The organism is Streptomyces sp. NPDC058691, from assembly GCF_042714775.1.
GTDB lineage: Bacteria > Actinomycetota > Actinomycetes > Streptomycetales > Streptomycetaceae > Actinacidiphila.
Window position 1 is genome coordinate 63,436 of the sequence record NZ_JBHXSO010000024.1, and the last position, 26,460, is coordinate 89,895.

The 26,460-nt window shown below is 71.4% G+C and carries 21 protein-coding genes and 1 pseudogene; 2 read left to right on the forward strand and 20 right to left on the reverse strand.

Translation table 11 applies throughout. The features are described 5' to 3' along the window. Positions 1-100 precede the first annotated feature (100 nt). The 7 genes from ftsH to ACFWVC_RS18865 form a co-directional block, all read right to left on the reverse strand. The gene (gene ftsH / locus ACFWVC_RS18835; RefSeq protein ID WP_384286683.1) at positions 101-2,050 is read right to left on the reverse strand and encodes an ATP-dependent zinc metalloprotease FtsH; all 1,950 of its coding nucleotides are present in this window, start codon (positions 2,048-2,050) and stop codon (positions 101-103) included. Between the two features lie 37 nt (positions 2,051-2,087). Next, positions 2,088-2,603 (reverse strand): GNAT family N-acetyltransferase, encoded by a 516-nt coding sequence (locus tag ACFWVC_RS18840; RefSeq protein ID WP_384286686.1) that lies wholly within the window; start codon positions 2,601-2,603, stop codon positions 2,088-2,090. 74 nt (positions 2,604-2,677) lie between these two features. Next, entirely contained in the window at positions 2,678-4,210 is a 1,533-nt protein-coding gene (gene ffh, locus ACFWVC_RS18845; protein ID WP_384286692.1) for a signal recognition particle protein, read from the reverse strand. 84 nt (positions 4,211-4,294) lie between these two features. Next, positions 4,295-6,772 carry a [protein-PII] uridylyltransferase gene (locus tag ACFWVC_RS18850; RefSeq protein ID WP_384286694.1) on the reverse strand — a complete coding sequence of 826 codons (2,478 nt, stop codon included), beginning with the start codon at positions 6,770-6,772 and terminating at the stop codon, positions 4,295-4,297. A 61-nt stretch (positions 6,773-6,833) separates the two neighbouring features. Next, positions 6,834-7,172 (reverse strand): P-II family nitrogen regulator, encoded by a 339-nt coding sequence (locus ACFWVC_RS18855; RefSeq protein WP_384286698.1) that lies wholly within the window; start codon positions 7,170-7,172, stop codon positions 6,834-6,836. Continuing rightward, complete coding sequence (locus tag ACFWVC_RS18860; protein WP_384286701.1) at positions 7,169-8,527, reverse strand: ammonium transporter; 1,359 nt, start codon at positions 8,525-8,527, stop codon at positions 7,169-7,171. The genes ACFWVC_RS18855 and ACFWVC_RS18860 overlap by 4 nt, the downstream gene beginning before the upstream one ends. A gap of 319 nt (positions 8,528-8,846) precedes the next feature. Beyond that, positions 8,847-10,313, reverse strand: coding sequence for a hypothetical protein (locus ACFWVC_RS18865; RefSeq protein ID WP_384286703.1), 1,467 nt, complete (start codon positions 10,311-10,313; stop codon positions 8,847-8,849). 294 nt (positions 10,314-10,607) lie between these two features. Between ACFWVC_RS18865 and ACFWVC_RS18870 the strand changes: the two genes are divergently transcribed. Then, entirely contained in the window at positions 10,608-11,282 is a 675-nt protein-coding gene (locus ACFWVC_RS18870; RefSeq protein ID WP_319659735.1) for a bifunctional DNA primase/polymerase, read from the forward strand. A gap of 79 nt (positions 11,283-11,361) precedes the next feature. On the opposite strand, the gene ftsY is transcribed toward ACFWVC_RS18870, so the two are convergent. The 5 genes from ftsY to ACFWVC_RS18895 all read right to left on the reverse strand — a co-directional run bounded on the left by ftsY (position 11,362) and on the right by ACFWVC_RS18895 (position 19,021). Then, a complete protein-coding gene (gene ftsY / locus ACFWVC_RS18875) occupies positions 11,362-12,588 on the reverse strand; it encodes a signal recognition particle-docking protein FtsY (protein WP_384286705.1) in 1,227 nt (408 codons plus the stop codon). Positions 12,589-12,759: 171 nt separating this feature from the next. Continuing rightward, the gene (locus ACFWVC_RS18880; RefSeq protein WP_384286707.1) at positions 12,760-14,175 is read right to left on the reverse strand and encodes a sugar porter family MFS transporter; all 1,416 of its coding nucleotides are present in this window, start codon (positions 14,173-14,175) and stop codon (positions 12,760-12,762) included. Positions 14,176-14,391: 216 nt separating this feature from the next. Beyond that, entirely contained in the window at positions 14,392-17,952 is a 3,561-nt protein-coding gene (smc, locus tag ACFWVC_RS18885) for a chromosome segregation protein SMC (RefSeq protein WP_384286709.1), read from the reverse strand. Positions 17,953-18,126: 174 nt separating this feature from the next. Then, positions 18,127-18,315, reverse strand: coding sequence for a hypothetical protein (locus tag ACFWVC_RS18890; protein WP_319659739.1), 189 nt, complete (start codon positions 18,313-18,315; stop codon positions 18,127-18,129). Positions 18,316-18,739: 424 nt separating this feature from the next. Then, on the reverse strand, positions 18,740-19,021 hold the full coding sequence (locus ACFWVC_RS18895; RefSeq protein WP_360911152.1) for an acylphosphatase: 282 nt from the start codon (positions 19,019-19,021) through the stop codon (positions 18,740-18,742). Between the two features lie 127 nt (positions 19,022-19,148). Between ACFWVC_RS18895 and ACFWVC_RS18900 the strand changes: the two genes are divergently transcribed. Then, a complete protein-coding gene (locus ACFWVC_RS18900) occupies positions 19,149-20,036 on the forward strand; it encodes a CAP domain-containing protein (protein WP_384286711.1) in 888 nt (295 codons plus the stop codon). A 358-nt stretch (positions 20,037-20,394) separates the two neighbouring features. Here the strand turns inward: ACFWVC_RS18900 and ACFWVC_RS18905 are convergent, their stop codons facing one another. From ACFWVC_RS18905 to rsmD, 8 genes and pseudogenes are all read right to left on the reverse strand, one after another. Further along, positions 20,395-21,198: a DUF1963 domain-containing protein gene (locus ACFWVC_RS18905; RefSeq protein WP_384286712.1), complete on the reverse strand. Its 804-nt coding sequence runs from the start codon at positions 21,196-21,198 to the stop codon at positions 20,395-20,397. Between the two features lie 384 nt (positions 21,199-21,582). Then, positions 21,583-22,464 (reverse strand): bifunctional DNA-formamidopyrimidine glycosylase/DNA-(apurinic or apyrimidinic site) lyase, encoded by an 882-nt coding sequence (gene mutM / locus ACFWVC_RS18910; protein ID WP_384286814.1) that lies wholly within the window; start codon positions 22,462-22,464, stop codon positions 21,583-21,585. 153 nt (positions 22,465-22,617) lie between these two features. Next, positions 22,618-23,310 (reverse strand): annotated as a pseudogene (gene rnc / locus ACFWVC_RS18915) (ribonuclease III); the annotation flags it as partial. A gap of 19 nt (positions 23,311-23,329) precedes the next feature. Beyond that, positions 23,330-23,503: a 50S ribosomal protein L32 gene (gene rpmF, locus ACFWVC_RS18920; RefSeq protein WP_026251550.1), complete on the reverse strand. Its 174-nt coding sequence runs from the start codon at positions 23,501-23,503 to the stop codon at positions 23,330-23,332. Positions 23,504-23,505: 2 nt separating this feature from the next. Next, positions 23,506-24,132 (reverse strand): YceD family protein, encoded by a 627-nt coding sequence (locus ACFWVC_RS18925; protein ID WP_384286715.1) that lies wholly within the window; start codon positions 24,130-24,132, stop codon positions 23,506-23,508. Positions 24,133-24,224: 92 nt separating this feature from the next. After that, positions 24,225-25,328: an ATP synthase F0 subunit B gene (locus ACFWVC_RS18930; RefSeq protein ID WP_384286718.1), complete on the reverse strand. Its 1,104-nt coding sequence runs from the start codon at positions 25,326-25,328 to the stop codon at positions 24,225-24,227. Positions 25,329-25,338: 10 nt separating this feature from the next. Next, positions 25,339-25,818, reverse strand: a complete 480-nt coding sequence (gene coaD / locus ACFWVC_RS18935) for a pantetheine-phosphate adenylyltransferase (RefSeq protein WP_384286816.1) — start codon at positions 25,816-25,818, stop codon at positions 25,339-25,341. Between the two features lie 35 nt (positions 25,819-25,853). Continuing rightward, positions 25,854-26,435 carry a 16S rRNA (guanine(966)-N(2))-methyltransferase RsmD gene (gene rsmD / locus ACFWVC_RS18940; RefSeq protein ID WP_384286720.1) on the reverse strand — a complete coding sequence of 194 codons (582 nt, stop codon included), beginning with the start codon at positions 26,433-26,435 and terminating at the stop codon, positions 25,854-25,856. Positions 26,436-26,460: the final 25 nt, after the last annotated feature.

The window sequence follows — 26,460 nt, forward strand, 5'->3', positions numbered from 1 at the left end:
CCTTTCGACAGCCGCGCGCCCCTTCGGCTCGCTCGCCACACGGCTTGCCCGAGAGACCCCGCCCCCAGGGCGCCCGGGCCGCGCACCGCCAGTCCGGGCCCTAGGCGAAATTCCCGGACGGCTTCTCCAGCCGGGGGATGCCGGCGGCCGCGTAGGCCTCGCCCTCCTCCAGCGTCTCCGACTCCAGGAGGCGTTCGGCCAGCGAGTCCAGTTGCTCGCGGTGCTGGTCCAGGAGGCGGCAGGCGGTGCCGTAGCACTCGTCGACGATGCGGCGCATCTCCGCGTCGACCACGTCGAGGGTGGCCGGGGCGGCGGACAGCCCGTACGGCTGCTGGGCGTCGGCCGGGATCGCGGACAGCGGCCCGACCCGGTCGCTCATCCCCCAGCGGCCGACCATGCCGCGCACGAGGTTGGTGACCTGCTCCAGGTCGTTCTCGGCACCGGTGGTGATCACCCCGAAGACGACGTGCTCGGCGGCCATGCCGCCGAGGGCGCCGATGATGCGGCCCCGCAGGTACTCCTCGCTGTAGGCGTAGCGGTCGGAGTCCGGCGTGGACAGGGTGACGCCCAGGGCGCGGCCGCGCGGCACGATGGTGATCTTGCGTACCGGGTCGGCGCCCGGCTGCAGCATGCCGAGCAGCGCGTGGCCGGACTCGTGGTACGCCGTGCGGCGGCGCTCCTCGGGGGAGAGCACGAGCGGCCGCGCGGCGCCGAGCTGCACCTTCTCCAGGGCGTCGGACAGCTCGCTCTGCCCGACAGCCTTCTTGCCGCGCTTGACCGCGAGCAGGGCGGCCTCGTTGGCGAGGTTGGCGAGTTCCGCGCCCGTCATGCCGGGGGTCGCGCGGGCGATCCGCATGAGGTCGATGTCGTCCTGGAGCGGGACGTCGCGCAGGTGGATGCGGAGGATCGCCTCCCGGCCGGTGCGGTCGGGCGGGCTGACGTGCACGGTGCGGTCGAAGCGGCCGGGCCGGGTGAGGGCGGGGTCGAGGACGTCGGGGCGGTTGGTCGCGGCGATGACGACGACGCCTTCCGAGCCGGAGAAGCCGTCCATCTCGGTGAGGATCTGGTTCAGCGTCTGCTCGCGCTCGTCGTGGCCGCCGAGTCCGCCGGCGGCGCCGCGGGCACGGCCGATGGTGTCGATCTCGTCGATGAAGATGATCGCGGGGGCGACCTTGCGCGCCTCGGCGAACAGCTCGCGCACCCGGCCGGCGCCCACGCCCACGATCATCTCGATGAACTCCGACGCCGAGGCCGAGAAGAACGGCACGTCGGCCTCGCCCGCGACGGCCCGCGCCAGGAGCGTCTTGCCGGTGCCGGGCGGTCCCGCGAGCAGGACGCCGCGCGGCATGCGGGCACCGAGCGCCCGGTAGGCGTCGGGCCGTTTGAGGAAGTCCACGACCTCGTTGAGCTCGGCCTCGACCTCGTCGATGCCGGCGACGTCCTCGAAGGTGGTGCGCCGGCCCTCCTCGGGCCGGATCGGGACGGGCGTCTTGCGGCCGAAGCCGCCGAGCCCGCCGAGACCTCCCCCGCCGGTCAGCCGGCTCATGCGGCGTGCGACGAAGAGCCACAGCAGGACCAGCAGCAGCACCGGTGCCAGCGACAGCGCGATGTTGTACAGGATGCCGCGCTGCTGGACGACGGGCTCCGCGGTGACGGTGACCTCGTTCTTCGTCAGCGTGCCCCACAGGTCGTCCTTGGCGAAGACCGGGCGCTGGGTCTTGAACTGGGTGTACGTCTTGTCCCCCGAGCTCTTGGGCGCGGGTGAGGCCTTTCTGAGCTGACCCTCGATGGCGTCGCCCTTGGAGTAGATCTTCGAGATGTTGTTCGCGGCGAGCTGCCGGCCGAACTCGGAGTACGAGATCGTGGTCGGGCGCGAACCCGAGACCAGCGACAGCACCAGGTCGGTGATCAGGAACACGGCGACCGCGGCCAGGATCATCCCGCCCCAGCCGCCCATCCTGCGCCGTCGCCGGGCGGGCGGCGACGACGGGGCTCCCTCCGCCCGCCACGGGTCGCCCGGGTTTTTCCGGGGCGGTACCGAATTGGCCATATTGGCACAATACGGACAGCCGCCCGACCGCGCCCCCTCAGGCCCCGGGCCACTCCTCGGCGGTGAGCGCGAAGCGCTCGTGGTCCCGCCAGGCGTCGTTCAGGTAGAGCATCCGGGGCGAGAAGCCCTCGTGGCGGAAGCCGAGCCGCTTGGCCATCGCGACCGAGCGCTCGTTCTCCGGCTGGACGTTGATCTCCAGCCGGTGCAGGCCCAGCCCGCGCGGCTCCGCGGTGAAGCAGCGGTCCACCACCAGGCGCAGGCCCTCGGTCATCCGGCCCGTGCCGACGAAGGGCACGTAGCTGTCGTAGCCGAGCGAGGCGTTGCGGAAGCGGCCCATGGAGATGTTGGCCACGTTGCACTTGCCGGCGATCAGACCGGTCTCCACGTCGACGATCAGGAAGGTCCGCAGCGCCGGCCCCTGGCGGCGCAGCAGGTCGGACAGCCCGTCCGGTTCGACGGGATTCCACCGGCCCACATGCTCGGCCGAGCGGAGGACCGCCTCACGGTAGGCGGGGGCGTCGACGGATTCCGGTGGGCGGATGTGAACGCGCATGCGTCCATCATGCCCGTGCGACGAAGGCGCCCCCGTCACGCGGGAGCGCCTCCGGCACGGCACGGGTGCGGGACTCAGCCCATGAACTTCTTGAACTCGTCGGGCAGTTCGAACTGGTTGCCCTGGTCCTGCGGGGCACCGAAGGCGCTGCCCGCCTGCTGCTCGCGGCGGGCGGCCTCGGCCTTGGCCTCCTCGGCGCGCTTCAGCGGGTTGCCGCTCTGGCGCTTGCCCTTGGCCTTCTTCTGCTGCTTCTTCTGACGGCCGCCGCCGAGGCCCGGCATGCCGGGCATCCCGGGGATACCGCCCTGGGCCATCCGGGACATCATCTTGCGGGCCTCGAAGAACCGCTCGACCAGGCCCTTCACGGCGCTGACCTCGACGCCGGAACCGCGGGCGATGCGGGCCCTGCGGGAGCCGTTGATGATCATCGGGTCCTGGCGCTCGCCCGGGGTCATCGACTTGATGATCGCGGCGGTGCGGTCCACGTCGCGCTCGTCGAGGTTGTTGATCTGGTCCTTGATCTGCGCCATGCCCGGGAGCATGCCGAGCAGCTTGGAGATCGAGCCCATCTTGCGGACCTGCTCCATCTGCTGGAGGAAGTCGTCGAGGGTGAACTCCTTGGGACCCTTGGCCAGCTTCTCGGCCATCTTCTGGGCCTCGGCCTGGCTGAAGGTCTGCTCGGCCTTCTCGATCAGGCTGAGGACGTCACCCATGCCGAGGATGCGCGAGGCCATCCGGTCGGGGTGGAAGGCGTCGAAGTCGTCCAGCTGCTCGCCGTTGGAGGCGAACATGATCTGGCGGCCGGTGACGTGCGCGACCGACAGTGCGGCACCACCGCGCGCGTCGCCGTCGAGCTTGGACAGCACCACGCCGTCGAAGCCGACGCCGTCGCGGAAGGCCTCGGCGGTGTTGACCGCGTCCTGGCCGATCATCGCGTCGACGACGAAGAGGATCTCGTCGGGCTGCACGGCGTCGCGGATGTCCGCGGCCTGCTGCATCATCTCGGCGTCGATGCCGAGGCGGCCGGCGGTGTCGACGACGACGACGTCGTACTGCTTGCCCCGGGCGTGCTCGATGGAGTCCTTGGCCACCTGCACCGGGTCGCCCACGCCGTTGCCCGGCTCCGGGGCGAAGACGGCGACCCCGGCCCGCTCACCGACGACCTGGAGCTGGTTGACGGCGTTGGGACGCTGGAGGTCGGCCGCGACGAGCAGCGGGGCGTGGCCCTGGGTCTTCAGCCAGCGGCCGAGCTTTCCGGCCAGCGTGGTCTTGCCGGCGCCCTGCAGACCCGCGAGCATGATCACGGTCGGCGGCTGCTTGGCGAAACGCAGGCGGCGGGTCTCGCCACCGAGGATGCCGACCAGCTCCTCGTTGACGATCTTGATGACCTGCTGGGCCGGGTTCAGCGCCTGTGAGACCTCGGCGCCGGCGGCCCTCTCCTTGACCTGCTTGATGAACGCGCGGACCACCGGCAGGGCGACGTCCGCCTCCAGCAGCGCGATGCGGATCTCGCGCGCCGTGGCGTCGATGTCGGCCTCGGAGAGGCGGCCCTTGCCCCGGAGGTTCTTGAATGTCGCTGCGAGGCGGTCGGAAAGGGTGTCGAACACGTCGGTCGCGGATCCTCAGGTCGGGGGCGGGAGGTAGGTCGCCCTCCAGGGTATCCGCCCGGCCCGTGAAAGGTCTCCATGGCGTCAGCGCAGAGCCCGCTCCACCTGGTCGGCGATCTCGGCCGCGCGTACGTCGGGAAGCGGATCGCCGTTGCCGTCGGTGACGTAGAACGCGTCCACCGCGTTGGAGCCGAGCGTGCTGATCCGGGCGGAGCGCACATTGACGCCCGCCTTCTCCAGGGCGGCGCCGATCCGGTGCAGCAGGCCCGGGGCGTCGTGGGCGCGGACCTCGATGACGGTCGCCGCCTTGGAGGTGCCGGGGGCGACGGTGACCCGTGGCGGGGGCGGGGTCACGCCGCGCCGCCGGGGATACGCCGACTCGCGCTCGGCGAGCCGGGTCCCGATGTCCAGCGAGCCCCCGAAGGCGCGGGCGAAGTCGTTGCGCAGCCGGGCCGCCTCGGGCAGGGAGCCGTACTCGGCGGCCACCCGCCAGCGCAGCAGGGTGACCGGGCCGTCGCCGATGGGGTCGACCGCGCGCAGGTCGGCGGCCCGGACGGTGAGCCGGTGCAGGGCGAGGACGCCGGCGGCGGCGGCCAGCAGCCCGGGGCGGTCCGGAACGGCGAGCAGCAGCTCGACGCCGACCGGCTCCGGCTCGTCGTCCGCAGAGGCCCGGTCGGCGTCCTGCGGGCCGGGCTCGGCGTGGGCGTGCAGCGCGATCACCGGGCCGCGGGTACGCGCGGCCTCGACCGCCAGGCGCTCCTCCTCGGCGGTGGTCTCGGGAGCCGCGGGCTCGGGCACCTCGCCGCTCGCCAGTACGGCGGCCACCCGCTTGACCAGGTCGGCGACCAGGGAGGCCCGCCAGGCGCTCCAGGCCGCCGGGCCGGTGGCCAGCGCGTCCGCCTCGGTGAGCGCGTGCAGCAGTTCCAGGGTCTCGGTGTCGCGCACGGCCTCGGCGACGCCCTGGACGGTGACGGGGTCGTCCAGGTCGCGGCGGGTCGCGGTGTCGATCAGCAGCAGATGGTGGCGGACCAGCAGGGCCAGCGTCTCGACGTCGGTGCGGCCGAAGCCGAAGCGGGCCGCGACGTCGCGCGCGATGACCTCGCCCGCCTGGGAGTGGTCGCCGGGCCAGCCCTTGCCGATGTCGTGCAGCAGGGCCGCGATGAGCAGCAGGTCGGGGCGGCCGACCCGGCGGGTCAGCCGGGAGGCGCGCACCGCGCACTCGATGAGGTGCCGGTCGACGGTCCAGACGTGTACGGCGTTGCGCTGCGGACGGCAGCGGACCCGCTCCCAGTCCGGGATCAGCCGGGTGATCATGCCCTCGGCCTCCAGCGCCTCCCACACCGGGACGGTGGACTCCCCCGCCCCCAACAGGGTCACCAGCTGCTCGCGGGCTTCGGCGGGCCACGGCACGGGCAGCGGGCGGACCGCCTGGGCGACGCCGAGCCTGCGGACCGCGTGCAGGGACAGCGGCAGACCGTTCTGCGCGGCTGCCGCGGCGGCGCGCAGCGGCAGCGCCGGGTCGCGCTCCGGCCGGACCGTACGGGCGAGGACGGCCTCGCCCTCGTGTTCCACGACGCCGTCGGCGAGCGGGGTGCGCTCGGCACCGGCCCCGCTCTGCTCGGGGCGGCCGAGGCCGAGCAGGCCGCGCCTGCGGGGCCGCATCTGCCGGGAGCGCAGCACCCGGCCGACCTCGCGCCAGGTGACGTCGAAGGCGTAGGAGACGGTGCGGGCCGACTCGTACACCTGGCGGAGCAGGCTGTCCGCGTCGAGGAGGCCGAGCGCCGCGGCGACCTGGTCCTGCTCCTGCAGGGCGAGGCGGTCGGTGGCGCGGCCGGTGACGAGGTGGAGGGCGTCGCGGGCGTCCAGCAGGCGGGTGCGCGCGTCCTCCAAGCCCTCGCGGGGTGCGTCGGCGAGCCAGGAGGCGGCCACGGCACGCAGCGCGGTGGCGTCGCGCAGACCGCCGCGGGCCTCCTTGAGGTCGGGTTCGAGGAGGTAGGACAGCTCGCCCTGGCGTTCGGCGCGCTCCAGGCAGAGTTCGTGGAGCGCGGGCAGCCGCTTGGGGGCCTGATTGCGCCAGTCGGCGAGCACGGCGGTGCGCAGGGACGCGGTGAGGGCGGCGTCGCCCGCGATGTGACGGGCGTCGAGGAGGCCGAGCTGGACCTTGAGATCCTCGGCGGCGGTCTTGCGGGCCTCGGCGGGGGTGCGGACGGAGTGGTCGAGCGCGACGCCCAGGTCCCACACGGGGTACCAGACGCCGTCCGCGAGGGACGCCACGGTGGCGGCCTTGCCGGAGCCGTCGTGCAGGAGCAGCAGGTCGAGGTCGCTGCGGGGGGAGAGCTCGGCCCGGCCGTAGCCGCCGACGGCGACCAGGGCCCAGGTGCCGGCCCCGGAGCGCGCGGCCGCGCTGTGGGCGAGCGCCGCCAGCCACCGGTCGGTGATGTCGGCCAGCGCCTTGCGACGCGACGGCCCGGAGGGACCGTCGTCGGTCAGCAGCGCCAGCCGGGCGGCGGCATAGCCCTCCGGGGTGTTGTCGCCGGCCTTGGCCTCGACGCTCTCCGTCACACTGTCTCCCGTCGCCGTGCGAAAGGGGCGCGGCCGGAATCCGGCCGCGCCCCGCGCTGAATCAGAGTGCGTCCGGCCCGCGCTCGCCGGTGCGGACCCGGACCGCCGTGTCGACCGGCAGGCTCCAGACCTTGCCGTCACCGATCTTGCCGGTGCGGGCCGCCTTGACGATGACGTCGATCAGCTCGTCGGCGTCACTGTCCTCGACGAGCACCTCGATCCGGATCTTCGGGACGAGGTCGACGGTGTACTCGGCACCGCGGTAGACCTCGGTGTGGCCCCGCTGGCGGCCGTAGCCGCTGGCCTCGGTGACCGTCAGACCCTGCACGCCGAAAGCCTGCAGTGCCTCCTTGATCTCGTCCAGCCGGTGCGGCTTGACGACTGCGGTGATGAGCTTCACGCGTCCACCTTCTTCGACGGGGTGTCGGCCACCTCGGTGCCCTTGCCACTGCTGCTGTCCAGGGAGGAGATCGCGGACCGGACCGCACCGGCCACGCCCGCGAAGTCGTAGCCGGTCTCCGCGTGCTCGGCCTGGTCGATGCCGGCGACCTCGGTGTCCTCGCTCACCGTGAATCCGATCACCAGATCGATCAGCTTGGCAAGGATCGCCGACGCGATCAGGGAGTAGAAGAGGACCACGCCGACGCCGAGGAACTGCTTCCACAGCTGGTCGAAGCCGCCGTCGTAGAAGACGCCCTTGGCGGTCTGGCCGACGCCGCCGGTGGCGAAGAAGCCGATGAGCAGGGAGCCGACGATGCCGCCGACCATGTGGACGCCGACCACGTCGAGGGAGTCGTCGAAGCCGAACTTGTACTTCAGTCCGACCGCGGCGGCACAGGCCACACCCGCGATGACACCGACCGCGATGGCGCCGAGCGGGCTGACCGAGCCACAGGCCGGGGTGATGGCGACCAGGCCGGAGACCGCGCCGGAGGCCGCGCCCAGGGTGGTGAAGGAGCCGTGCTTGATCCGCTCGTAGGCGAGCCAGCCCAGCATGGCGGCGGCGGTGGCGACCTGCGTGTTGGTGAAGGCCACGGCGGCGACGCCGTCCGAGGCGAGCCAGGAGCCGGCGTTGAAGCCGAACCAGCCGAACCACAGCAGACCGGCGCCGAGCATGACCAGCGGCAGGTTGTGCGGCCGGAACGGGTCCTTCTTGAAGCCCACGCGCTTGCGGATGACCAGGATCACGCCGAGCGCCGCCGCACCGGCGTTGATGTGCACCGCGGTACCACCGGCGAAGTCGATCACGCCGCGGGTGAAGAGGAAGCCGTCGGACGCCCAGACCATGTGGGCGACCGGGAAGTACACGATCGTGACCCACAGCGCGACGAACAGCGACCAGGCGACGAACTTCACCCGGTCCGCGAGCGCGCCGCTGATCAGGGCGGGGGTGATGATCGCGAACATCAGCTGGAAGACGGCGAAGACGTAGATCGGGATGGTGTAGCCGTCCCAGAGCTGGGAGATCCCGATGTTGCGCATGCCGGCCCAGTCGAGGCCACCGACGAAGGCGTTGCCGGAGTCGAAGGCGAGAGTGAAGCCGTAGAGCGTCCAGAGCACCGTGACGATGCCGATGGCGATGAAGCTCATCATCAGCATGTTCAGCACGCTCTTGACCCGCACCATGCCGCCGTAGAAGAAGGCGAGGCCGGGGGTCATCACGAGCACGAGTGCGGCGCTCAGCAGCATGAACGCCGTGCTACCGCTGTCCAACTTGGGCGTATCTGCGGCAAGCGTCAAAATGCCTGCTGCCATCGGCGTCTCCTCGTCATCCGGACGGCCCGTGCGGGAAGTGGGCTCTGTGGGCCGGTTTTCGCCATGAGGTTGTCCCAGGCGGGTTTCCGTGGGCGCCACCCGGTGTTTCGAGACCGTGACGAAGAAGTCGGACGTGTTACGTCACGATGAACCGTGGCCCCAGCGTAAGCCGCCGTGACTACTCCGTGACCATGAGCGGGGCCGACACGCTGTATACGGGACCGGCCGCGGACGGCCACCCGGTTGACCTGGCATGGGGGAGCCGAGTCGGGCTGTCGGGATGGCCGGCCGCGGCCGGAGTGCTGGGGTGCTGGCTGGATCAGGCCGTTTCCGCGGCCTCGGGGAGGGCGGCGGCGAGCCGTTCGGTGAGCTGGGCGACCTCGGCCACATGGCTGTAGTGGCGCAGGGCGGAGTCGGCGGTCTTCCGGATGCGGTTGTTGACCCGTTCGGAGCGCACGTGCCGGGCGACGTCGATGGCCTGCCCGGTGAGGCGCGCCGCCTGCTCGGGTTCCTTCTCCAGCAGGTGCACGGTGGCCATGCCGATCAGGTTGAGGGCGTAGGCGCGCTGGTGGACGCTGTCACCGGCGAACAGGTCGACGGCCTTCTGCATCACCGGGCGCGCCAGCGAGGCGTACGCGGGGCTGCGGCCGGCCACATAGGCCAGGTCGCGGTAGGAGTGGGCGTTCTCGGCGTTGAGTTCGGCCTCGTTGAAGAAGCTGATCCAGTCGGGGTCCTCGGAGACGCAGGAGTCGGAGAAGGCGTCCTCGGCCATGCGCACGGCCCGGTGGCACTTGTTGACCTGGCCCATGGTGGCGTAGGCGCGGGCCTCCACCGCGTGCAGCATCGCCTGGGTGGTGGCGGTCGCGGTGCCGCGGCTGCCGTACTGCGCCAGATGGATGAGTTCCAGTGCGTCGTCGGGCCGGTCCAGGTGGATCATCTGACGGCTCATGCTGGACAGGATGAACGCGCCCAGCGGCTGGTCGTCGGCCTCCTTGGCGGCGTGCAGTGCGAGGACCAGGTACTTCTGGGCGGTGGGGTGCAGGCCGACGTCGTAGGACATCCAGCCGGCGAGCGCGGCCAGTTCCGCGGTGACGCGGTAGAGCCTGCGCGCGACGGGCTGCGGGTGCGGCTCCTGGAGCAGGTCGGTGACCTCGTGCAGCTGGCCGACGACGGCCTTGCGGCGCAGGCCGCCACCGCACTGGTTGTCCCACTGGCGGAACATCACGGTCGTGGCTTCCAGCAGCTCCAGCTCGGGGCCGGAGAGCTTCGGCCGGCGGTCGCCGGACTCACGGGGCGGGGGCGTGCGGGGGTCCGTGCCGCCGGCCGCCGGGACGGGGACCAGCCAGCGCTGCATCGGTTCCACGAGGGACGGGCCGGCGGAGAGCATCAGGGAGGTGCCGAGGAATCCGCGGCGGCCCAGCATGAGGTCGCTGCGCGAGAACTCGTTGATCAGCTGGACGGTCTGCGGGCCTGCCCACGGCAGGTCGACCCCGGTGGCGGCGGGCGGCTGGTGGGCGGGGCGCAGTCCCAGGTCCTCCACCGGGACGACGCAGCCGAAGCGTTCGGAGAACAGCTCCGAGAGGATGCGCGGAATGGGCTCACGCGGCTGCTCGCCGTCAAGCCAGCGGCGCACCCGGGAGGTGTCCGTGCTGACGTGCAGGGCGCCCATCTGCCGCGCCCTGCGGTTCACCTGACGCGCGAGTTCGCCCTTGGACCAGCCGCTGCGCACAAACCATGAGGTCAACTGCGCGTTGGGCTGCTTGTCCTGTGTGCCGCCCACCGTCATGCCCCCATTCCGTCGCCCGACACCGCAGGGGGTGTGGGCCTGTTGCCTGGCTCGGCGCCCAAGTACTCAGTGTGCTACGAGCCTTGCCTCCGGCATACCCGCCGGCCCGCACACTCCCCGGGGCTTCCCAACCGAAAGTAATCCTACGATCACCCATCCGGCGACCCCCTTGCGGAAACGCCACCATTCGCCACCCCTTCGAATGAACTACATGTGCACCCGGCGCGCTTCACTTGACACATGCCGATCAGGCACGGGCGTAACCATCGGCAACTGCGACCCGTTGGGGGTGTCATGGGCTTCACGATCGGCAGCATGCGGGAGATGCGACACATCCGCTCCGGCGCGCGCCGCCGCACACACGCCTCGGCGTGCACCACCGTGGCGGAGTACACGGGGTTGTGCGGCTGGGCGGTGGCGCCGGGTGCGCGCGCCACACGCGGGGGCGGGCAGTGCTCCTGCGGGGACCCGGGCTGCAAGGCCCCGGGGGCGCACCGGCTGGACTTCGCCGGCGAGGTGCCGGCCGGCGCGACGCTGGAGGAGGCCGTGGCCGCGTGGGAGCGGGTGCCGGGCGCGGCGCTCATGCTGCCCGTGGGACGCACCTTCGACGTGATCGAAGTGGCGGAACGATCCGGCGTACGCGCCCTGGTGCGCCTGGAGCGCATGGGACTGCGCCTGGGACCGGTCGTCGCCACCCCGGACGGCCGGGCGCAGTTCTTCGTCGCGCCGGGCGCCGCCGCGGAGCTGCCGCACCTGCTCTACCGCATGGGCTGGGACGACGCGGACCTCGACCTGCGCTGCCTCGGGCTCGGCGACGACATCACCGCGCCCCCGTCCGACCTCGGCGGCCTGGGCCCCGTCCGGTGGCTGCGCCCGCCGGCGCTGGACGCCGCCCAGCAGCCCCCGGAGGCGCGTCTGCTGCTCGGCACCCTGGCGTACGTCTGCCACCGCGACCGCGCATACGCCTGAGCCGGTCACCGGCACGGCATGAGTAAGGGGCGCACTCCAAGGAGTGCGCCCCTTACTCATGCACCTGTGGGTGCCGGGACTAGGAACCGATCAGCGCGTCCACGAACGCCTCGGGCTCGAAGGGGGCCAGGTCGTCGGCGCCCTCGCCCAGGCCGATGAGTTTGACGGGCACGCCCAGCTCACGCTGGACCGCCACGACGATGCCGCCCTTGGCGGTGCCGTCGAGCTTGGTCAGCACGATGCCGGTGATGTCGACGACCTCGGCGAAGACGCGGGCCTGCACCAGGCCGTTCTGGCCGGTGGTCGCGTCGAGCACGAGGAGTACCTCGTCCACCGGGCCGTGCTTCTCCACGACGCGCTTGACCTTGCCCAGCTCGTCCATGAGGCCGGTCTTGGTGTGCAGGCGGCCGGCGGTGTCGATGAGCACGACGTCCGCGCTCTCGGCGATGCCCTCCTTGACCGCGTCGAAGGCGACCGACGCGGGGTCGCCCGCCTCGGGCCCGCGCACCGTGCGGGCGCCGACCCGCTCGCCCCAGGTCTGCAGCTGGTCGGCGGCGGCGGCACGGAAGGTGTCGGCGGCGCCGAGGACGACGCTGCGGCCGTCGGCGACCAGCACCCGGGCGAGCTTGCCGGTGGTGGTGGTCTTGCCGGTGCCGTTGACACCGACGACCATCAGCACGGCCGGCATGTCCGCCCCGTCCGCGTTGGGCTTGCCCTCGGTGTGCAGGGTGCGGTCGAAGTCCGTGCCGACGAGGTGCAGCAACTCCTCGCGCAGCAGGGCGCGCAGCTCGGCGGGGGTCCGGGTGCCGATCACCTTCACCCTGGTGCGCAGCCGCTCGACCAGCTCCTGGGTGGGGGCGACACCGACGTCCGCGGTGAGCAGGGTGTCCTCGACCTCCTCCCAGGTGTCCTCGTCCAGGTGCTCACGGGAGAGCAGCGTGAGCAGCCCCTTGCCGAGCGCGTTCTGCGAGCGGGAGAGCCGGGAGCGCAGACGCACCAGACGGCCCGCGGTCGGCTCGGGCAGCTCGATCTCGACGGCGGCGGGGCGCTCCTCGACGAGGACGCCAGGGCCCGCGGGCTCGTCCGCGTCGGGGAGCTCGACCTCTTCGATGGTCCGGCGGGGTTCGTCCCGCGGTTCCTCGGCCTCGTCGCCGACATGAGGTTCGGCGGGAGGCGCGGTGATCGTCGGGGTCTCGGTGGGCGGTGTGGGGGGCAGCTGCTTCCTGCGGCGGCTGCCCACCACCAGCCCGCCGGCCGCGAGGATCACGACCAGGGCGATGACTACGGCAAGAATGACGGTTTCCATAACCCGTCCAGTATCGGTCACGCGACGGCCTCCCCAGGGAGCCACCCGGGCGCGGGTTCCCAAGTCCGCTCACCTGACGTCCTGTCAGTGAACCTATGCCGCCGCCCCCGGTCCGGAGCGGACCGGGGGGCGGCGCCATCGCGGGAGCGAGGGCAGCGGGGGCTGTGGGGACTACCCCATCTCCTCCAGGGTCTTGCCCTTCGTCTCGGGCACGAACTTGAGCACGAAGGGGATCGACAGGAGCGCGAAGGCCGTGTAGATCACGTACGTCAGCGACAGGTTCCAGTCGGACAGGCTCGGGAAGCTGGCGGTGATCACCCAGTTGGCGATCCACTGCGCCGACGCGGCGACTCCGAGGGCCGCGGCCCTGATGCGGTTCGGGAACATCTCGCCGAGGAAGACCCAGACCACGACGCCCCACGACAGGGCGAAGAACAGCACGAAGGCATGCGCGCCGACCAGCGCCACCGCGCCCTCGGCACCCGGCAGGGTGATGTGGCCGCCGCTGCCGGTCTTGTGGGAGAAGGCCCAGGCCACCAGGCCCAGGGAGACCGCCATGCCCGCCGAGCCGATGAGCGCCAGCGGCTTGCGGCCGATCCGGTCGACGAAGACCATCGCGATCACGGTGCCGATGATGTTGATGATCGACGTGGTGAACGAGTACAGGAACGAGCTGCTCGGGTCGATGCCGACGGACTGCCACAGGGTGGCGGAGTAGTAGAAGATCACGTTGATGCCGACGAGCTGCTGGAACACCGACAGCCCGATGCCGATCCACACGATCGGGGCGAAGCCGAAGCGGCCGCCCAGCAGGTCCTTGAACGTGGACCGGTGCTCGCTGCTCATGTGGGAGCGGATCTCGGCGACGCGGGCGTCGGCGTCGACACCCTCGCCCTCGACGTCGCGCAGCACCTCCTTGGCGTCCGTGAGACGGCCGGCGGAGATCAGGAAGCGGGGCGACTCGGGGATCGCGAAGGACAGCACGCCGTACAGGACGGCGGGCACGACCATGACGCCGAGCATGAGCTGCCAGGCCTCGACACCCAGCACGTGGCCGCGCTGGTCGCCGTCGGCGGCCTGCAGGATGCCCCAGTTGACGAGCTGGGAGATCGCGATGCCGATGACGATCGCGGCCTGCTGGAACGAGCCGAGCCGGCCGCGGTAGGCGGCGGGGGCGACCTCCGCGATGTAGGCGGGGCCGATGACCGAGGCCATGCCGATGGCGAAGCCGCCGATGATCCGCCAGACCGCCAGGTCCCACAGGGCGAAGGGCAGCGCGGAGCCGATGGCACTGACGGTGAAGAGCGCCGCGGCGATCCGCATCACGCGGATGCGGCCGATGCGGTCGGCGATCCGGCCCGCGGTGGCGGCGCCGATGGCGCAGCCGATCAGCGCGATCGCGACGACCTGGGCGAGTGCGGCGGAGCCGATGTCGTACTTCCCGCGGATGCCCTCGACGGCGCCGTTGATGACGGAGCTGTCGTAACCGAAGAGGAAGCCGCCCATCGCGGCGGCCGCGGTGATGAAGACGACATGGCCGAGGTCGGCATGGCCTGCCGCTCCGGCCTTGTGTGTGGTGGTGGTCACTGGTGAATCTCCCGGACTCTGCGTTGAGCCCACAGGTGGGGGGCATGAGCTACGAGTGCCGGGACTCCCCCAGAGTCACCATCACTCGAACGCTAAGACGACATCGCCGACCCTAATCATTCAAGCTTCAAAGTCAAAACACACATTTTTGCCGCACAATGGAAGGCCACAGCTTCCTGCGCCCTGCGATTATTCATAGGTTGAACCCAAACGGCCTCACGCCTTCAGGCGCTGGCTGATCACCTTCGAGACGCCGTCGCCCTGCATGGAGACGCCGTACAGCGCGTCCGCCACCTCCATGGTGCGCTTCTGGTGTGTGATCACGATCAGCTGCGAGCTCTCCTGGAGCTCCCGCATGATGCGGATCAGCCGCTGGAGGTTGGTGTCGTCCAGGGCCGCCTCGACCTCGTCCATCACGTAGAACGGGCTGGGCCGCGCCTTGAAGATCGACACCAGGAGCGCCACAGCGGTCAGCGAGCGCTCGCCACCGGACAGCAGCGACAGGCGCTTGACCTTCTTGCCCGGCGGCCGCGCCTCCACATCCACGCCCGTGGTCAGCATGTTCTCCGGATCGGTGAGGATCAGCCGGCCGTCGCCGCCCGGGAAGAGCCGGGAGAAGACGCCCTCGAACTCGCGCGCCGTGTCGTTGTAGGCGGAGGTGAAGACCTGCTCGACGCGCTCGTCGACCTCCTTGACGACCTGCAGCAGGTCCGCGCGGGTCTTGCGGAGGTCCTCCAGCTGCTCGGACAGGAACTTGTGCCGCTCCTCCAGCGCCGCGAACTCCTCCAGCGCCAGCGGGTTGACCTTGCCCAGCTGCTGGTACGAGCGCTCCGCCGCCTTCAGGCGCTTCTCCTGCTCGCCTCGGTGGTAGGCGCGGGGCATGTTGCGCGGATGCTCCGGGTCCTCCGGCAGCACCTCGCCCTCGGCGGGCGGCGACGGCGGCACGAGCTGGTCGGGGCCGTACTCGGCGATCAGCCCGGCCGGCTCGACGCCGTGCTCCTCCAGCGCCTTGGCCTCCATCTGCTCGATGCGCATCCGCTTCTCGGCGCCCAGCACCTCGCCCTTGTGCACGGAGTCGGTCAGCCGGTCCAGCTCCGACTTCAGCTCCCGCCCCGTGCGGCGTTCGGTGTCCAGCTCCGCCTCGCGCTCCGCCTTGGCCCGCTCGGCCGCCGCCCGCTCCGCCTCGGCGCGGGCGAGCGAGACCTGTACGTACGCGAGCAGGCCGTGTGCGCCCTTCAGCACCGCGGACGCGACCTGCGCCTCGTACGCCAGCCGCGCCTTCCGCCGTTCCGCGCGCGCCCGTGCCTCCCGCTCGGCGCGGGCGGCCCGGTCCAGGCCGTCGGCGCGGCCGGCGAGGCCCTTGACGCGCTCCTCGTGCGTGCGGACCTGGAGCCGCGCCTCCATCTCCGTCTGCCGGGCGTTGGCGCCGTCGGCGGCGAGCCGGTCGCGCACCGAGGTGTCGGGCTCCTCCTCTGCGGGCGCGGCCTCCGCCTCGCTGAGACGGAACGACAGCTCCTCGAACTCCTCTATGGCGGCGGCCATCGACTCCTCGGCGCGTCCCACCGCGGCGGCCGAACGCTCCGCCTCCCCGGCCGCGGCCCGGGCCTGCCCGCCGAGCCGGCCCAACTGCTGGGCGACGGCGGACTTCTCCTTCTCGGCCGCGCGGCGCCGCTGGGTGAGTTCGTCGACCAGACGGGCGGCAGCGCTTCTGCGCTCCTTCGCCAGGCCCTGCGCCTCGGCGAGTTCCGCGCAGCGCACGGCGAGCGACTCCAGCTCCGCCGCCGCCTCGTCCACGGCGGCCTGGACCTCCAGCAGACTCGGCGCGCCGGCCGAGCCGCCGTGCGCGAAGTGGGCGCCCAGGACGTCGCCTTCGCCGGTGACGGCGATCAGCGCGGGGTGGCCGGACACCAGGGTCTCGGCGTCGGCGAGGGTGTCCACGACGACGTAGTCCCGCAGCAGGCGCCGCACGGCGGGCAGCAGCGAGTCGGGCCCCGCGACCAGCGAGGCCGCCGAACGGCTCCCCGCGGGAAGGTCGGGAGCGCCCGCCGCGGGCCCGGCGTCGCCCGCCACGAGCAGCGCCGCCCGTCCGGCGTCGTCCTTGCGCAGCAGGCGCAGCGCCTCCGCGGCGGACGAGGGGCCTGAGACGGCGACGGCGTCCGCGGCGGCGCCCAGCGCGGCGGCGACCGGGACCTCGTGCCCGGGGGCGACAGTGAGCAGTTCGGCGGCGGGACCGAGCAGGCCGGCCAGGCGGTCGCCGGCGGCCAGCAGCGCGCCGGTGCCGTCCTTGCGCCGCAGCCCCATGGCCAGGGCGTCATGACGGGCCGCCAGGGCCGCCCGCTGACGTTCCGCGGCGGTCGCGGCCTCGCGGGCGGCGGAGTGTGCCTCGTCGGCGGCGGCCTGCTCGGCCTTCGCGGCGTCCAGGCGTTCGTCCAGTTCCGTGTCGTCGGCGTCCAGGTCCTCGACCCGGGCGCGGAGTTCCTCGTACTCCTCCTGCGCGGACTCCGCGCGCTCACGGGCCTCGTCGCGGGCGGCGGCCAGCCGCCCGATCTCGGCCTCGGCCGAGCCGGCCCTGGAGCGGGCGGCGTTGACCTGGCCCTGCAGCCGGGCCAGTCCCTCGCGGCGGTCGGCGATCGCCCGGGCGGCCGCCTTGAGGGCCTTGTCCTCCTCGGCGAGGCGGCGTTCGAGTTCGGCCCGGTGGTGGACGGTGTCGTCCAGGGCGCGCTGCGCGGCCTCCAGGGCCTCGGTGAGTTCGGCCTCCTGCTCGCGGATGCGGGCGGCCTCGCGTTCCATGTCCTCCGGGTCGCGGCCGCGCCGCTCCTCGGGCTGCTGCGCCGTGGCGTGGCGCACCCGTTGCTCGGCCAGACCGATGGTGCCGCGCACCCGCTCGGCGAGCTGCGACAGCCCGTACCAGGTGGCCTGGGCGTCGGCGAGGCGCGGGGCCAGTGCCCGCACCTGCTCCTCCAGCCGGGTCTCCCGCTGGATCGCGGCGGCCAGTTCCGTCTCGACGGTGTCGCGCCGCTCCTTGAGGGCCGCTTCGTCGGCGACCTCGGTGCGCAGCGCCTCCCGGAGGGTGACGAGGTCGTCGGCGAGCAGGCGCAGACGCGCGTCACGCAGGTCGGCCTGGATGACCGCGGCCCGCCGGGCCACCTGGGCCTGCCGGCCCAGCGGCTTCAACTGACGGCGCAGTTCCCCGGTGAGGTCCTGCACCCGGGCGAGGTTGGCCTGCATCGAGTCCAGCTTGCGCAGCGCCTTTTCCTTGCGCTTACGGTGCTTCAGAACTCCGGCGGCCTCCTCGATGAAGGCGCGGCGCCCCATCGGATCGGCGTGCAGCACCGAATCCAGCTGCCCCTGGCCGACGATGACGTGCATTTCGCGGCCGATACCGGAATCCGAGAGGAGTTCCTGGATGTCGAGCAGCCGGCACGTGTCGCCGTTGATCTGGTATTCGCTGCCACCGTTGCGGAACATGATCCGCGTGATGGTGACCTCGGCGTAGTCGATCGGCAGGGCGCCGTCGCTGTTGTCGATGGTCAGCGACACCTCGGCACGGCCGAGCGGCGGACGGCCGGTCGTGCCGGCGAAGATCACGTCTTCCATCTTGCCGCCGCGCAGTGACTTCGCGCCCTGTTCGCCCATGACCCAGGACAGTGCGTCCACGACATTGGACTTGCCGGAACCGTTCGGTCCGACGACACAGGTGATTCCGGGTTCGAACCGCAGGGTCGTCGCCGAGGCGAATGACTTGAACCCGCGCAGGGTCAGGCTCTTGAGGTGCACGCCGTGGGACTCTACCTCCCGGTCCCGGTTTCGCCGAGGAATGCCGGGGGCACATGGAACGTGAGGGCGGAGATCATGGAGGGTGAGGGGGCGGCAAAACGACGAAGGGACGCCGGGGCGTCCCTTGCACATTCCCAATCGGGGTCGTTTCCACTGAGCGGCCGAAAGGCCGGATCAAGCGAGAACAGGCTCCGGGTGAGGTACGTCGACGAGCTCGCGCGAAGCGTTGGCAAGCGCGTCGTTCTCGGCCTGAATCCGTACAAGCTCGGTTTCCAGGTCCTGGACGCGCTGCTGCAGCCTTCGCATCTCGGAGAGAAGTCGCGGGTCGGGTCCGCCGACGTAACCGAGAAGCGCCTTTGCCATGATGGATGGTCCTCCACGCTGAGTGACCGACCGTTGAGCGGTGTGGGTCGTGAGTGAGGGGTTTGGAGACACCCGCGCCGTGTGCGCCGAGACTGCCCTTCGCCATGCATACAGCCCCGGTGCGCGGGGCTTCCAGCGTCTCACCAAATAGTTTGACGGTCAACACGATCACAGCCCGGCCGTCGGGTGCGCCTAAGAATTCACGGTGCGTACCGGCACCGGAGGCGTCCCGCGTGGGGTGGAGGAATGGTCCGGACAATGCTCCCGGAAGATCACCGAATCCTCGATGTCGGCAGCCTTCCACGCACTGTGGGAAATGGCAACCTCCTTGACGCTCTTGCCAAGTGCGATTGCCATTGATCTTTGGAATCCGTCCCACCTGCGAGGACGGACGGGGATGGGCGCCGCGTGGACCGGGGGGTTCTCAGCGGATCGCGAAACCCTCGTAGCCGCCGCGCGGCTCTCCCCAGATCTCGGTGACGCCGTCGACGCGTCCGGGCGTGTCGCCTTCGCGCAGCGAGTGCAGCAATCGGTCGCACAGCATACGGTCCCCCTCGGCCACGACCTGGACCCTGCCGTCCGAGAGATTGCTCACATAGCCGGCCAGGTTGCCGATCTCCAGCGCGCTGGCCCGCGTCCACCAGCGGAAACCGACCTGGTGAACACGGCCGCGGACCCATGCGGTGAGGCGGACAGTCTCGTTCACGGAAGCACGCTAACCCGCCAGTTGCACAGGGTTCACACCTGCCCCGCCAATGTTTCGGTACAGTCACGCCGCAACAGGACTCACCCGAACGGGTGAACGCCGTCGTCGACGTGAAGGACTGCACCGGATGGGCCGCCACAGCCGTAATGCCTTTGAGCCGGCGCCAGTCGCAGAGGCGCCGCGCCCCCGCGGCCACCGCAGCAACGCACGGCGACGCAAGAGCAACCCCGTACGCACCGGCCTGCTGGCCTCCTCCGCGGCGCTCGCCGTGGGCGCGATCGGCGTCTCCAGCGGCCTGCTGCCGTCGCCCGACGGCTCGGGCGGGATCTCGTACCACGACAACGGGCCCGGTCAGATCCAGGCCGCCGGGGTGCCGAACAGCAGCAGCCCGCAGGACGTGGGCACCATCCCCGCGGACCGTCCCTCCGAGCCGGCCAGCCGCGGCGACGCCCGCGCGACCCCGCCGAGAACGACGGCGCCGTCCGCCCCCCCGACCAGCGCGTCGCCCACGCCGTCCGCCCCCACGCCCAGCCGCACGGCCACCACCACCGCCCCCGCGGCCCCGCAGACCTCGGCCCCCGCATCGGTGGCGCCGACCACCCCGGCGGCCACTCCCCCGGCCGCCGAGACCGGCTCCGAGAGCGCAGCAGAGGCCGCCGTCCTCGCCCTGGTCAACCAGCAGCGCGCCACCGCGGGCTGCCAGCCGGTCACCGACGACGAGCAGCTCGACGCGCTCGCCTCGGACTTCAGCGCCGACATGGCGGCCCGCGCCTTCTTCGACCACACCGACCCCGACGGCGACGACCCCTGGGACCGCGCCGCGCAGGCCGGCGTGAAGGACCTCGGCGGCGAGAACATAGCCCGCGGCCAGGCCACCGCTGAGGAGGTCATGACCGCCTGGATGAACAGCGACGGCCACCGCGCCAACATCCTCAACTGCGACTTCAAGACCCTCGGCGTCGGCGCGGTCTTCGGCGACGGCGGCCCCTGGTGGACCCAGGACTTCGGCTACTGAGAAAGCCGCAGGTCACAGACCTGTCAGACGGCTTGGGCCGTCACCGGGCCGTCGTCGGTCCCAGACGTGAAGCCGAATACGCGATCGACAGCGGCCGTCGCCCATCCAGTCGTCCATCTCCTACGAACCGCTCGACGTCACCGGCGGGACCGAGGTCGAGTACCCCGAGGAAGGCCGCTTCGCCAACGCCGGCGTCATGACGCGCCCGGACACGATCGGCAAGACCAGGGGGCCACTCGGACCCGTTGCGGGCAGGGGACGAGCCTGCCCGAGTGGCCAGCAAGCTTTCGGCCCCCGAATCATGCTCGACCCCAGCCCGGGCAGGCCACCGGCCAAACCGCTCCACCGACCTCAGCTGTCAGTGGCAGTCGAAGCGCCAGTCCCAGGGGAGACCGGGGCACTGGCGGCAATGGAAGAAGTAGACGCCGCCGCAGTCGCCCAACTGTATGTCGTCGGTGATGGTCAGAAGGTGCTCCATGCGGTGTCCGCTCTCGCAGTCCGGCCAGTCGGCAGGCTGCGTCCAGGCGGGCCAGCCACCGACCTTCGTTCCGATGAGGTTGGAGTCGGGTGGCCACTCGGCGTCGCCCGTCGACAACCGGAGACGACGTTCCCAGGTCTCCTCCATGTCCTTGGGCAGATCAAGCCACCTCGGAAAGTCCTCCGCGACCATCGGGGACAGCGTGGACGGTTCCGGCATGTTGTCCTCGTCGTACTCCCCCTCGCTCACCTCGGGGGGCTCGGACAGCAGCCCTCCGGCCACGACCTCCGCCTCGTTGCGCCAGTACAGCTGCGGCATCACCGGCCCGGGATCCCGCTCGTGTATGAGCGCGCACCACACCAGCTGGAGCAGATCCTTCCCCTCCGGGAACTCCAATCCCGGGACATCACGGGCGAACAGCTGGAGGATCGGCACCATCGGCACGGCGCCTGGGTCGGTAGGGTTGTTGCCCCAACCGGACCCGGACGTCCAGTGACCTTCCTGTGCGCAGTACGGCCACGGCTCGTCCGCGGGCCACAGCAACTCGCCTCCCAGCGAACTCTCCCGCACGCCTGGGTCGCCGGGCTCGGGGTTGAGGAGAACGGTCTCCCTGGCAAGCTCCGCGTACTCCGGTATCAGGCTACGCAGATCCTTCGCGGGCAACTCGGGTGTATCGCCGGGCATCGTGGCTCCTCATGGCGTACAGACATCGACGGGACTCTGCGGGCACGCTAGTACGGGCCACAGACAACCCCTGCACGCAGGAGGAAGCCGCCAAGGGCATGGGGTGGTGACAGTGCCACGGCGCCTTGCCGCATTGAGGGGATCGAGCGTGCCACAGCCGTGCCGCGTGAGGCGGCCCCGAACGGGGACCCACGGGGAACGGCGGTGACGAGACCGCGCTGCTGCAGGTCAGCGTCCGCCCAGGTGAGGCAGTTCCGCAGCCTCAGTCTTCGGAACTGGGGCCACTGAGCACCGCGCCGCTCGCCGTCAGGCGTCCGGGACGCGCGGCGTTCGCGCTGCGCCCGGGAAGCGCGAACCAGGGGTTCAGTGCGTGGCGCGGCGCGGCTACGACGAGCGGGCGGGCACGGGGCGCGGCGGGCGCTGGCAGCGGGGGCAGAAGTAGCTCGATCGGTTCATCCACGGCCGGCGGCGGATCGGTGTGCCGCAGCGGCGGCAGGGCTCGTCCTCGCGGCCGTACGCGTCCAGGGAGCGGTCGAAGTAGCCGGACTCGCCGTTGACATTGACGTACAGGCTGTCGAAACTCGTGCCGCCGGCCGCGAGGGCGTCGCTCATCACCTCGCGGATGTGGGTGAGCAGCTCGTCGGTCAGCGGCCGGGTGAGAGTGGCGGTGGGGCGCTCGTAGTGCAGTTTGGTGCGCCAGAGCGCCTCGTCGGCGTAGATGTTGCCGACGCCGCTGACCAGGGACTGGTCCAGCAGCGCGCGTTTGATCGTGGTGCGGCGCCGGCGCAGCGCCGTGTGGAAGGCGGCGTCGTCGAAGGCGGCGTCGAGCGGGTCCCTGGCGATGTGCGACAGGGGCACGGGGATCCCCTCCGGATCGCCGGGGACCGCCTCGTGGAGTGACAGGCCGCCGAAGGTGCGCTGGTCGACGAAGCGCAGTTCGGTGCCGAGCGTGTCGTCGAAGCCCACGCGGATGCGCAGATGCGTCTCGGCCGGCGCGTCCTGCGGCTGGACGAGCAGCTGCCCGCTCATGCCGAGGTGGCCGAGGAGCGTGAGCGAGGAGTCCTGGAACGGCACCCAGAGGTACTTGCCGCGGCGCCGCGCCGGGCCGAGTGTCATGCCCTTCAGCCGGGCCGCGAAGTCCTCGGCTCCGGCGAGGTGGCGGCGGACGGCGCGGGGGTGCAGAACCTCCGCGTCGGCGACGGTGCGGCCGCTGACCCAGCGCTCCAGACCGCGCCGCACCACCTCGACCTCGGGCAGCTCGGGCACAGCGTGGGCTCCTCTCAGCGGGGTCCGGTTCTCCCGTCCGGAAGAACCGGAAGGGCCCCCCCCGGCGGCCTGGGGCGGGGCGGGCGGGCGCGACCGGGTTGAGGAAGCGGCCGGTTTGTTGGCGTCCCGCTTGGCGCGAATGGCACGCCATGCGGCCTCGGCGGCCTGCTGCTCGGCTTCCTTCTTGCTGCGGCCGGTGCCGGTGCCGTGCTCGACACCACCGACGCGGGCGGCAGCCGTGAAGGTCTTCTCGTGGTCGGGTCCGGTCTCGGTGACCACGTACTCCGGGACGCCGAGGCCCTCGCCCGCGGTCAGTTCCTGGAGGCTGGTCTTCCAGTCCAGGCCCGCACCGAGGTTGGACGACTTCTCGATCAGTGGATCGAAGAGCCGGTGGACCAGCTCGGATGCGGCATCCAGACCCTGGTCCAGATAGACCGCCCCGATCACCGCTTCCAGCGTGTCCGCCAGAATCGACGCCTTGTCCCTGCCGCCCGTGCCCTCCTCGCCCCGGCCCAGGCGGACGAAGCTGCCCAGGTCCAGGCCGCGGCCGACGTCGGCCAGCGCGCGTGAGTTGACCACCGCGGCCCGCAGTTTCGCGAGCGTGCCCTCCGGGAGATCCGGGTGGCCGCGGTAGAGGGTGTCGGTGACCACCAGGCCGAGCACGGAGTCCCCGAGGAACTCCAGCCGCTCGTTGGTGGGCAGACCGCCGTTCTCGTACGCGTACGAGCGGTGGGTCAGCGCACGTACCAGAAGGGCGGGTTCGAGTGTGTACCCGAGCCGCCCTTCCAGAACCGCGGGGGACGAGGCTGCCATACCGGCGTCTGTCGACGTTGTTCCGTCCGACATGAGGCCCCTCACCCGCCGATCAGACCTCGAGGACCTGACGACGGTTGTAAGTGCCGCAGCTCGGGCACGCGATGTGCTGCTGCTTCGGCTCGTGGCAGCGCTCGCACGCCACCAGGCTCACGGGCGCAGCCTTCCACTGCGAACGGCGGTGGCGCGTGTTGCTGCGCGACATCTTCCGCTTCGGAACAGCCACGGCTACTTCTCCTGGTTCTCGTCGGCGCCCTCGTCGGCACCGCTCAGCTGAATGTTCTGCAGGGCCGCCCAACGGATGTCGGTGGCCTCGTGACGGTGGTCCGGGTCGTCCGCCAGCCGTGCCCCGCACTCGGAGCACAGACCGGGACAGTCGTCCTGGCACACCGGCTGCAGCGGCAGTTCGAGAACCACCGCGTCCCGCAGCACGGGCTCGAGGTCGAACAGGTCGCCCTCGAGGAGGTGAGTGTCCTCCTCCTCCGCGTCGTCACCGGCGTCGGCGGCACCGTGGTGCCCACCGGTCCGGGTGTCGGCGTCGGGGTAGGAGTACAGCTCCTGGAATTCCGTGTCGAGCTCGCGCTCGACCGGCTCCAGACACCTTACGCACTCCCCCGAGAGCGGTGCGTGGGCGGTGCCCGTGACGAGCACCCCCTCCATCACCGACTCCAGGCGGAGGTCCAGCGTGATCTCCGCGCCCTCGCGGACGCCGATGACCTCGATGCCGAGATCCTTCGGCGCCGGAACCGTGCGGGAGACCTTCTTCATCGCACCAGGACAACGGCCCAGCTCGTGCGTGTCGAACACGAGCGGGTTGCGGTGGTCGAGGCGGGTGTTCAGAGCTCCTGCTTTCATCGGTTCGGTGCCCGTTCGTCCGGGAGACGGGCGGGCACGCCAAAGCGCCGGGGATCACACGGCTGAGGGATCAGGATACCGGTCCCCCGGGCTCAGCCCAAACCGCGCTCCTGCTCCAGCTCCCGCAGGCGGTTCAGGTCGATCATGCTGGTGTCGAAGAAGCTGGTCTCGTCCAGCGCCGCGCCCTGGGGCTGCTGGTGCTGTTGCTGCGGGATGTACTGCTGCTGCTCGTAGCCGCCCTGGGGCTGCTGCGGCTGCTGCCAGCCGTAGTTCGGGTCGTAGTACGCCTGCTGCTGCGGCTGGGCCGCGTAGGGGTCGGCGTACTGGGCCTGCTGCTGGTACGGGTCCGGCTGCTGCTGTTGCTGTTGCTGCTGGTACGGGTCGGGCTGCTGGTAGCCGTAGGCGGGCTGCTGACCCGTGTTCGCGTCGTACTGGTACTCCCCGGGTACCGCGGGGGCGGCCAGGCCCGCCAGGTAGTCGGCGTCCGACTGGCCGGGGTCGTGGCCCTCGGAGTCGCCGGCGTCGTGGGACGCCAGGTGGGCGCCCAGCTCGTCGATCGGGCGGTGGCCGGTGAGCTTCAGACGGCCGCGGCCGACCGCGTCCAGGGTCTTGCTCAGCACCGCCTCGAAGGCGCCCAGCTTGGCGTCCACGTAGTCGTCGGCGCGGCGGCGCAGCGTCTCGGGGTCGGCGCTGCGCTCGGGCGCGTCGTCGTCCTCGTACGGGTAGCCGTTCTCGTCCAGCGCGGGGCCGTGGCCGTGGCCGAGCAGCTTCTCGCGGCCGCGGTCGACCGAGCCGATGGTCTTGGTGAGGACGACCTCGAAGTTGGCCAGCTTGCTGTCCACGTAGTCGTCGGCCTCGGCCCGGATCTCGGCGGCCTCGCGCTGCGCCTCGGTGACGATGCGCTCGGCCTCCTGCTGGGACCGCCGGGCGATCTCGGTGTCGGAGATCAGCGAACCGCGCTCGGCGTGCGCGGCCTGGAGGATCCGGCCGGCCTCCGCGCGGGCCTCCTCGACCATCTGCTCCCGGCCGCCCAGCAGCTGCTGGGCCTGGGAGAGCGAGTCCGGCAGCGCGGCCCGCACGTCTTCGAGCATGGCGAGCAGCTCGGCACGGTTGACCACGCAGGAGGCCGACATCGGCATGGACCGGGCGGCCTCGACGGCGGCCACGATCTCATCGAGCTTCATCTGGACGTCCACGTCACAGACTCTACTGCTGCGCGAGCTTCTTCTTGAGGGCCTCCAGCACGACGGGGGGCAGCAAGTGGGCGACGTCACCGCCCCATTGCGCCACCTCCTTGACGAGACTGGAGGACAGGAAGCTGTAGGTGGGGTTGGTGGGCACGAAGAGCGTCTCCACACCGGACAGCCCGTTGTTCATCTGGGCCATCTGCAGCTCGTAGTCGAAGTCGCTGACCGCGCGCAGGCCCTTGACGATGGCCGGGATGTCGCGCTGCTTGCAGAAGTCGACCAGCAGTCCGTGGAAGGCCTCCACACGGATGTTCCCGTAGTCGGCGGCGACCTCCTCGATGAGGGCGATGCGCTCCTCGATCGAGAACAGCCCCTTCTTGGACTTGTTGATCATCACGGCCACATAGACCTCGTCATAGAGACGGGAGGCACGGGCGATGATGTCGAGGTGTCCATTGGTGACGGGATCGAAGGATCCCGGACAGACGGCGCGGCGCAACGGTGACTCCTCGCTCTGCGGGCTCTGCGGTGGGTTCATGACGCCTCAGTGACGTCGGCGGCGCGACCGTACCAAAGCGTCCCTTCGCCGTAGCGGCGGGCCCGCAGCCCTTCGAAGCCCTCGGGCCAGCGGAATTCCCCGCCTCGGGTGCTTCGTTCCACGGTGGCGACCGCGTCGGCTTCGAGCCACCCCTGCGTACGGAGTGTGAGCAGAATCTCTCGCAGCTCGTCGTCGGTGACGGCGTACGGCGGGTCCAGGAAGACCACGTCGTACGGATCCTGCGGGGCCGGCCCGGCGATCACCTTCTCGGCCTTGCCGGCCCGCACCTCGGCCCCGGGCATTCCGAGGGTGCGCACGTTGTCCCGGATGACGCGGGCGGCCCGCGGATCGGCCTCGACGAGCAGCACATGTTCGGCCCCGCGGGACAGCGCCTCCAGGCCGACGGCGCCCGAACCGCCGAAGAGGTCGATCACCCGCGCGCCCGTCAGGGTGCCGCGCAGCGACTCCCAGGTGGAGAACAGCCCCTCCTTGGCCCGGTCAGAGGTGGGGCGGGTGCCGTTGCCCGGCGGTACGGCCAGGCGGCGGCCACCGGCGGCTCCGGCGATCACGCGAGTCATCTGCGGCTCATTCGTCTCGTGGGCG

What these genes read in the sequence shown, in the direction of transcription:
- ACFWVC_RS18860 (WP_384286701.1), bottom strand. Translation starts at nt 8,527, where the DNA reads ATGGCAGCAGGCATTTTGACGCTTGCCGCAGATACGCCCAAGTTGGAC.
- ACFWVC_RS18925 (WP_384286715.1), bottom strand. Translation starts at nt 24,132, where the DNA reads ATGAAAGCAGGAGCTCTGAACACCCGCCTCGACCACCGCAACCCGCTC.
- ftsH (WP_384286683.1), bottom strand. Translation starts at nt 2,050, where the DNA reads ATGGCCAATTCGGTACCGCCCCGGAAAAACCCGGGCGACCCGTGGCGG.
- ftsY (WP_384286705.1), bottom strand. Translation starts at nt 12,588, where the DNA reads ATGGAAACCGTCATTCTTGCCGTAGTCATCGCCCTGGTCGTGATCCTC.
- ACFWVC_RS18865 (WP_384286703.1), bottom strand. Translation starts at nt 10,313, where the DNA reads ATGACGGTGGGCGGCACACAGGACAAGCAGCCCAACGCGCAGTTGACC.
- ACFWVC_RS18905 (WP_384286712.1), bottom strand. Translation starts at nt 21,198, where the DNA reads ATGCCCGGCGATACACCCGAGTTGCCCGCGAAGGATCTGCGTAGCCTG.
- ACFWVC_RS18870 (WP_319659735.1), top strand. Translation starts at nt 10,608, where the DNA reads ATGGGCTTCACGATCGGCAGCATGCGGGAGATGCGACACATCCGCTCC.
- ACFWVC_RS18900 (WP_384286711.1), top strand. Translation starts at nt 19,149, where the DNA reads ATGGGCCGCCACAGCCGTAATGCCTTTGAGCCGGCGCCAGTCGCAGAG.
- ACFWVC_RS18840 (WP_384286686.1), bottom strand. Translation starts at nt 2,603, where the DNA reads ATGCGCGTTCACATCCGCCCACCGGAATCCGTCGACGCCCCCGCCTAC.
- ACFWVC_RS18890 (WP_319659739.1), bottom strand. Translation starts at nt 18,315, where the DNA reads ATGGCAAAGGCGCTTCTCGGTTACGTCGGCGGACCCGACCCGCGACTT.
- rsmD (WP_384286720.1), bottom strand. Translation starts at nt 26,435, where the DNA reads ATGACTCGCGTGATCGCCGGAGCCGCCGGTGGCCGCCGCCTGGCCGTA.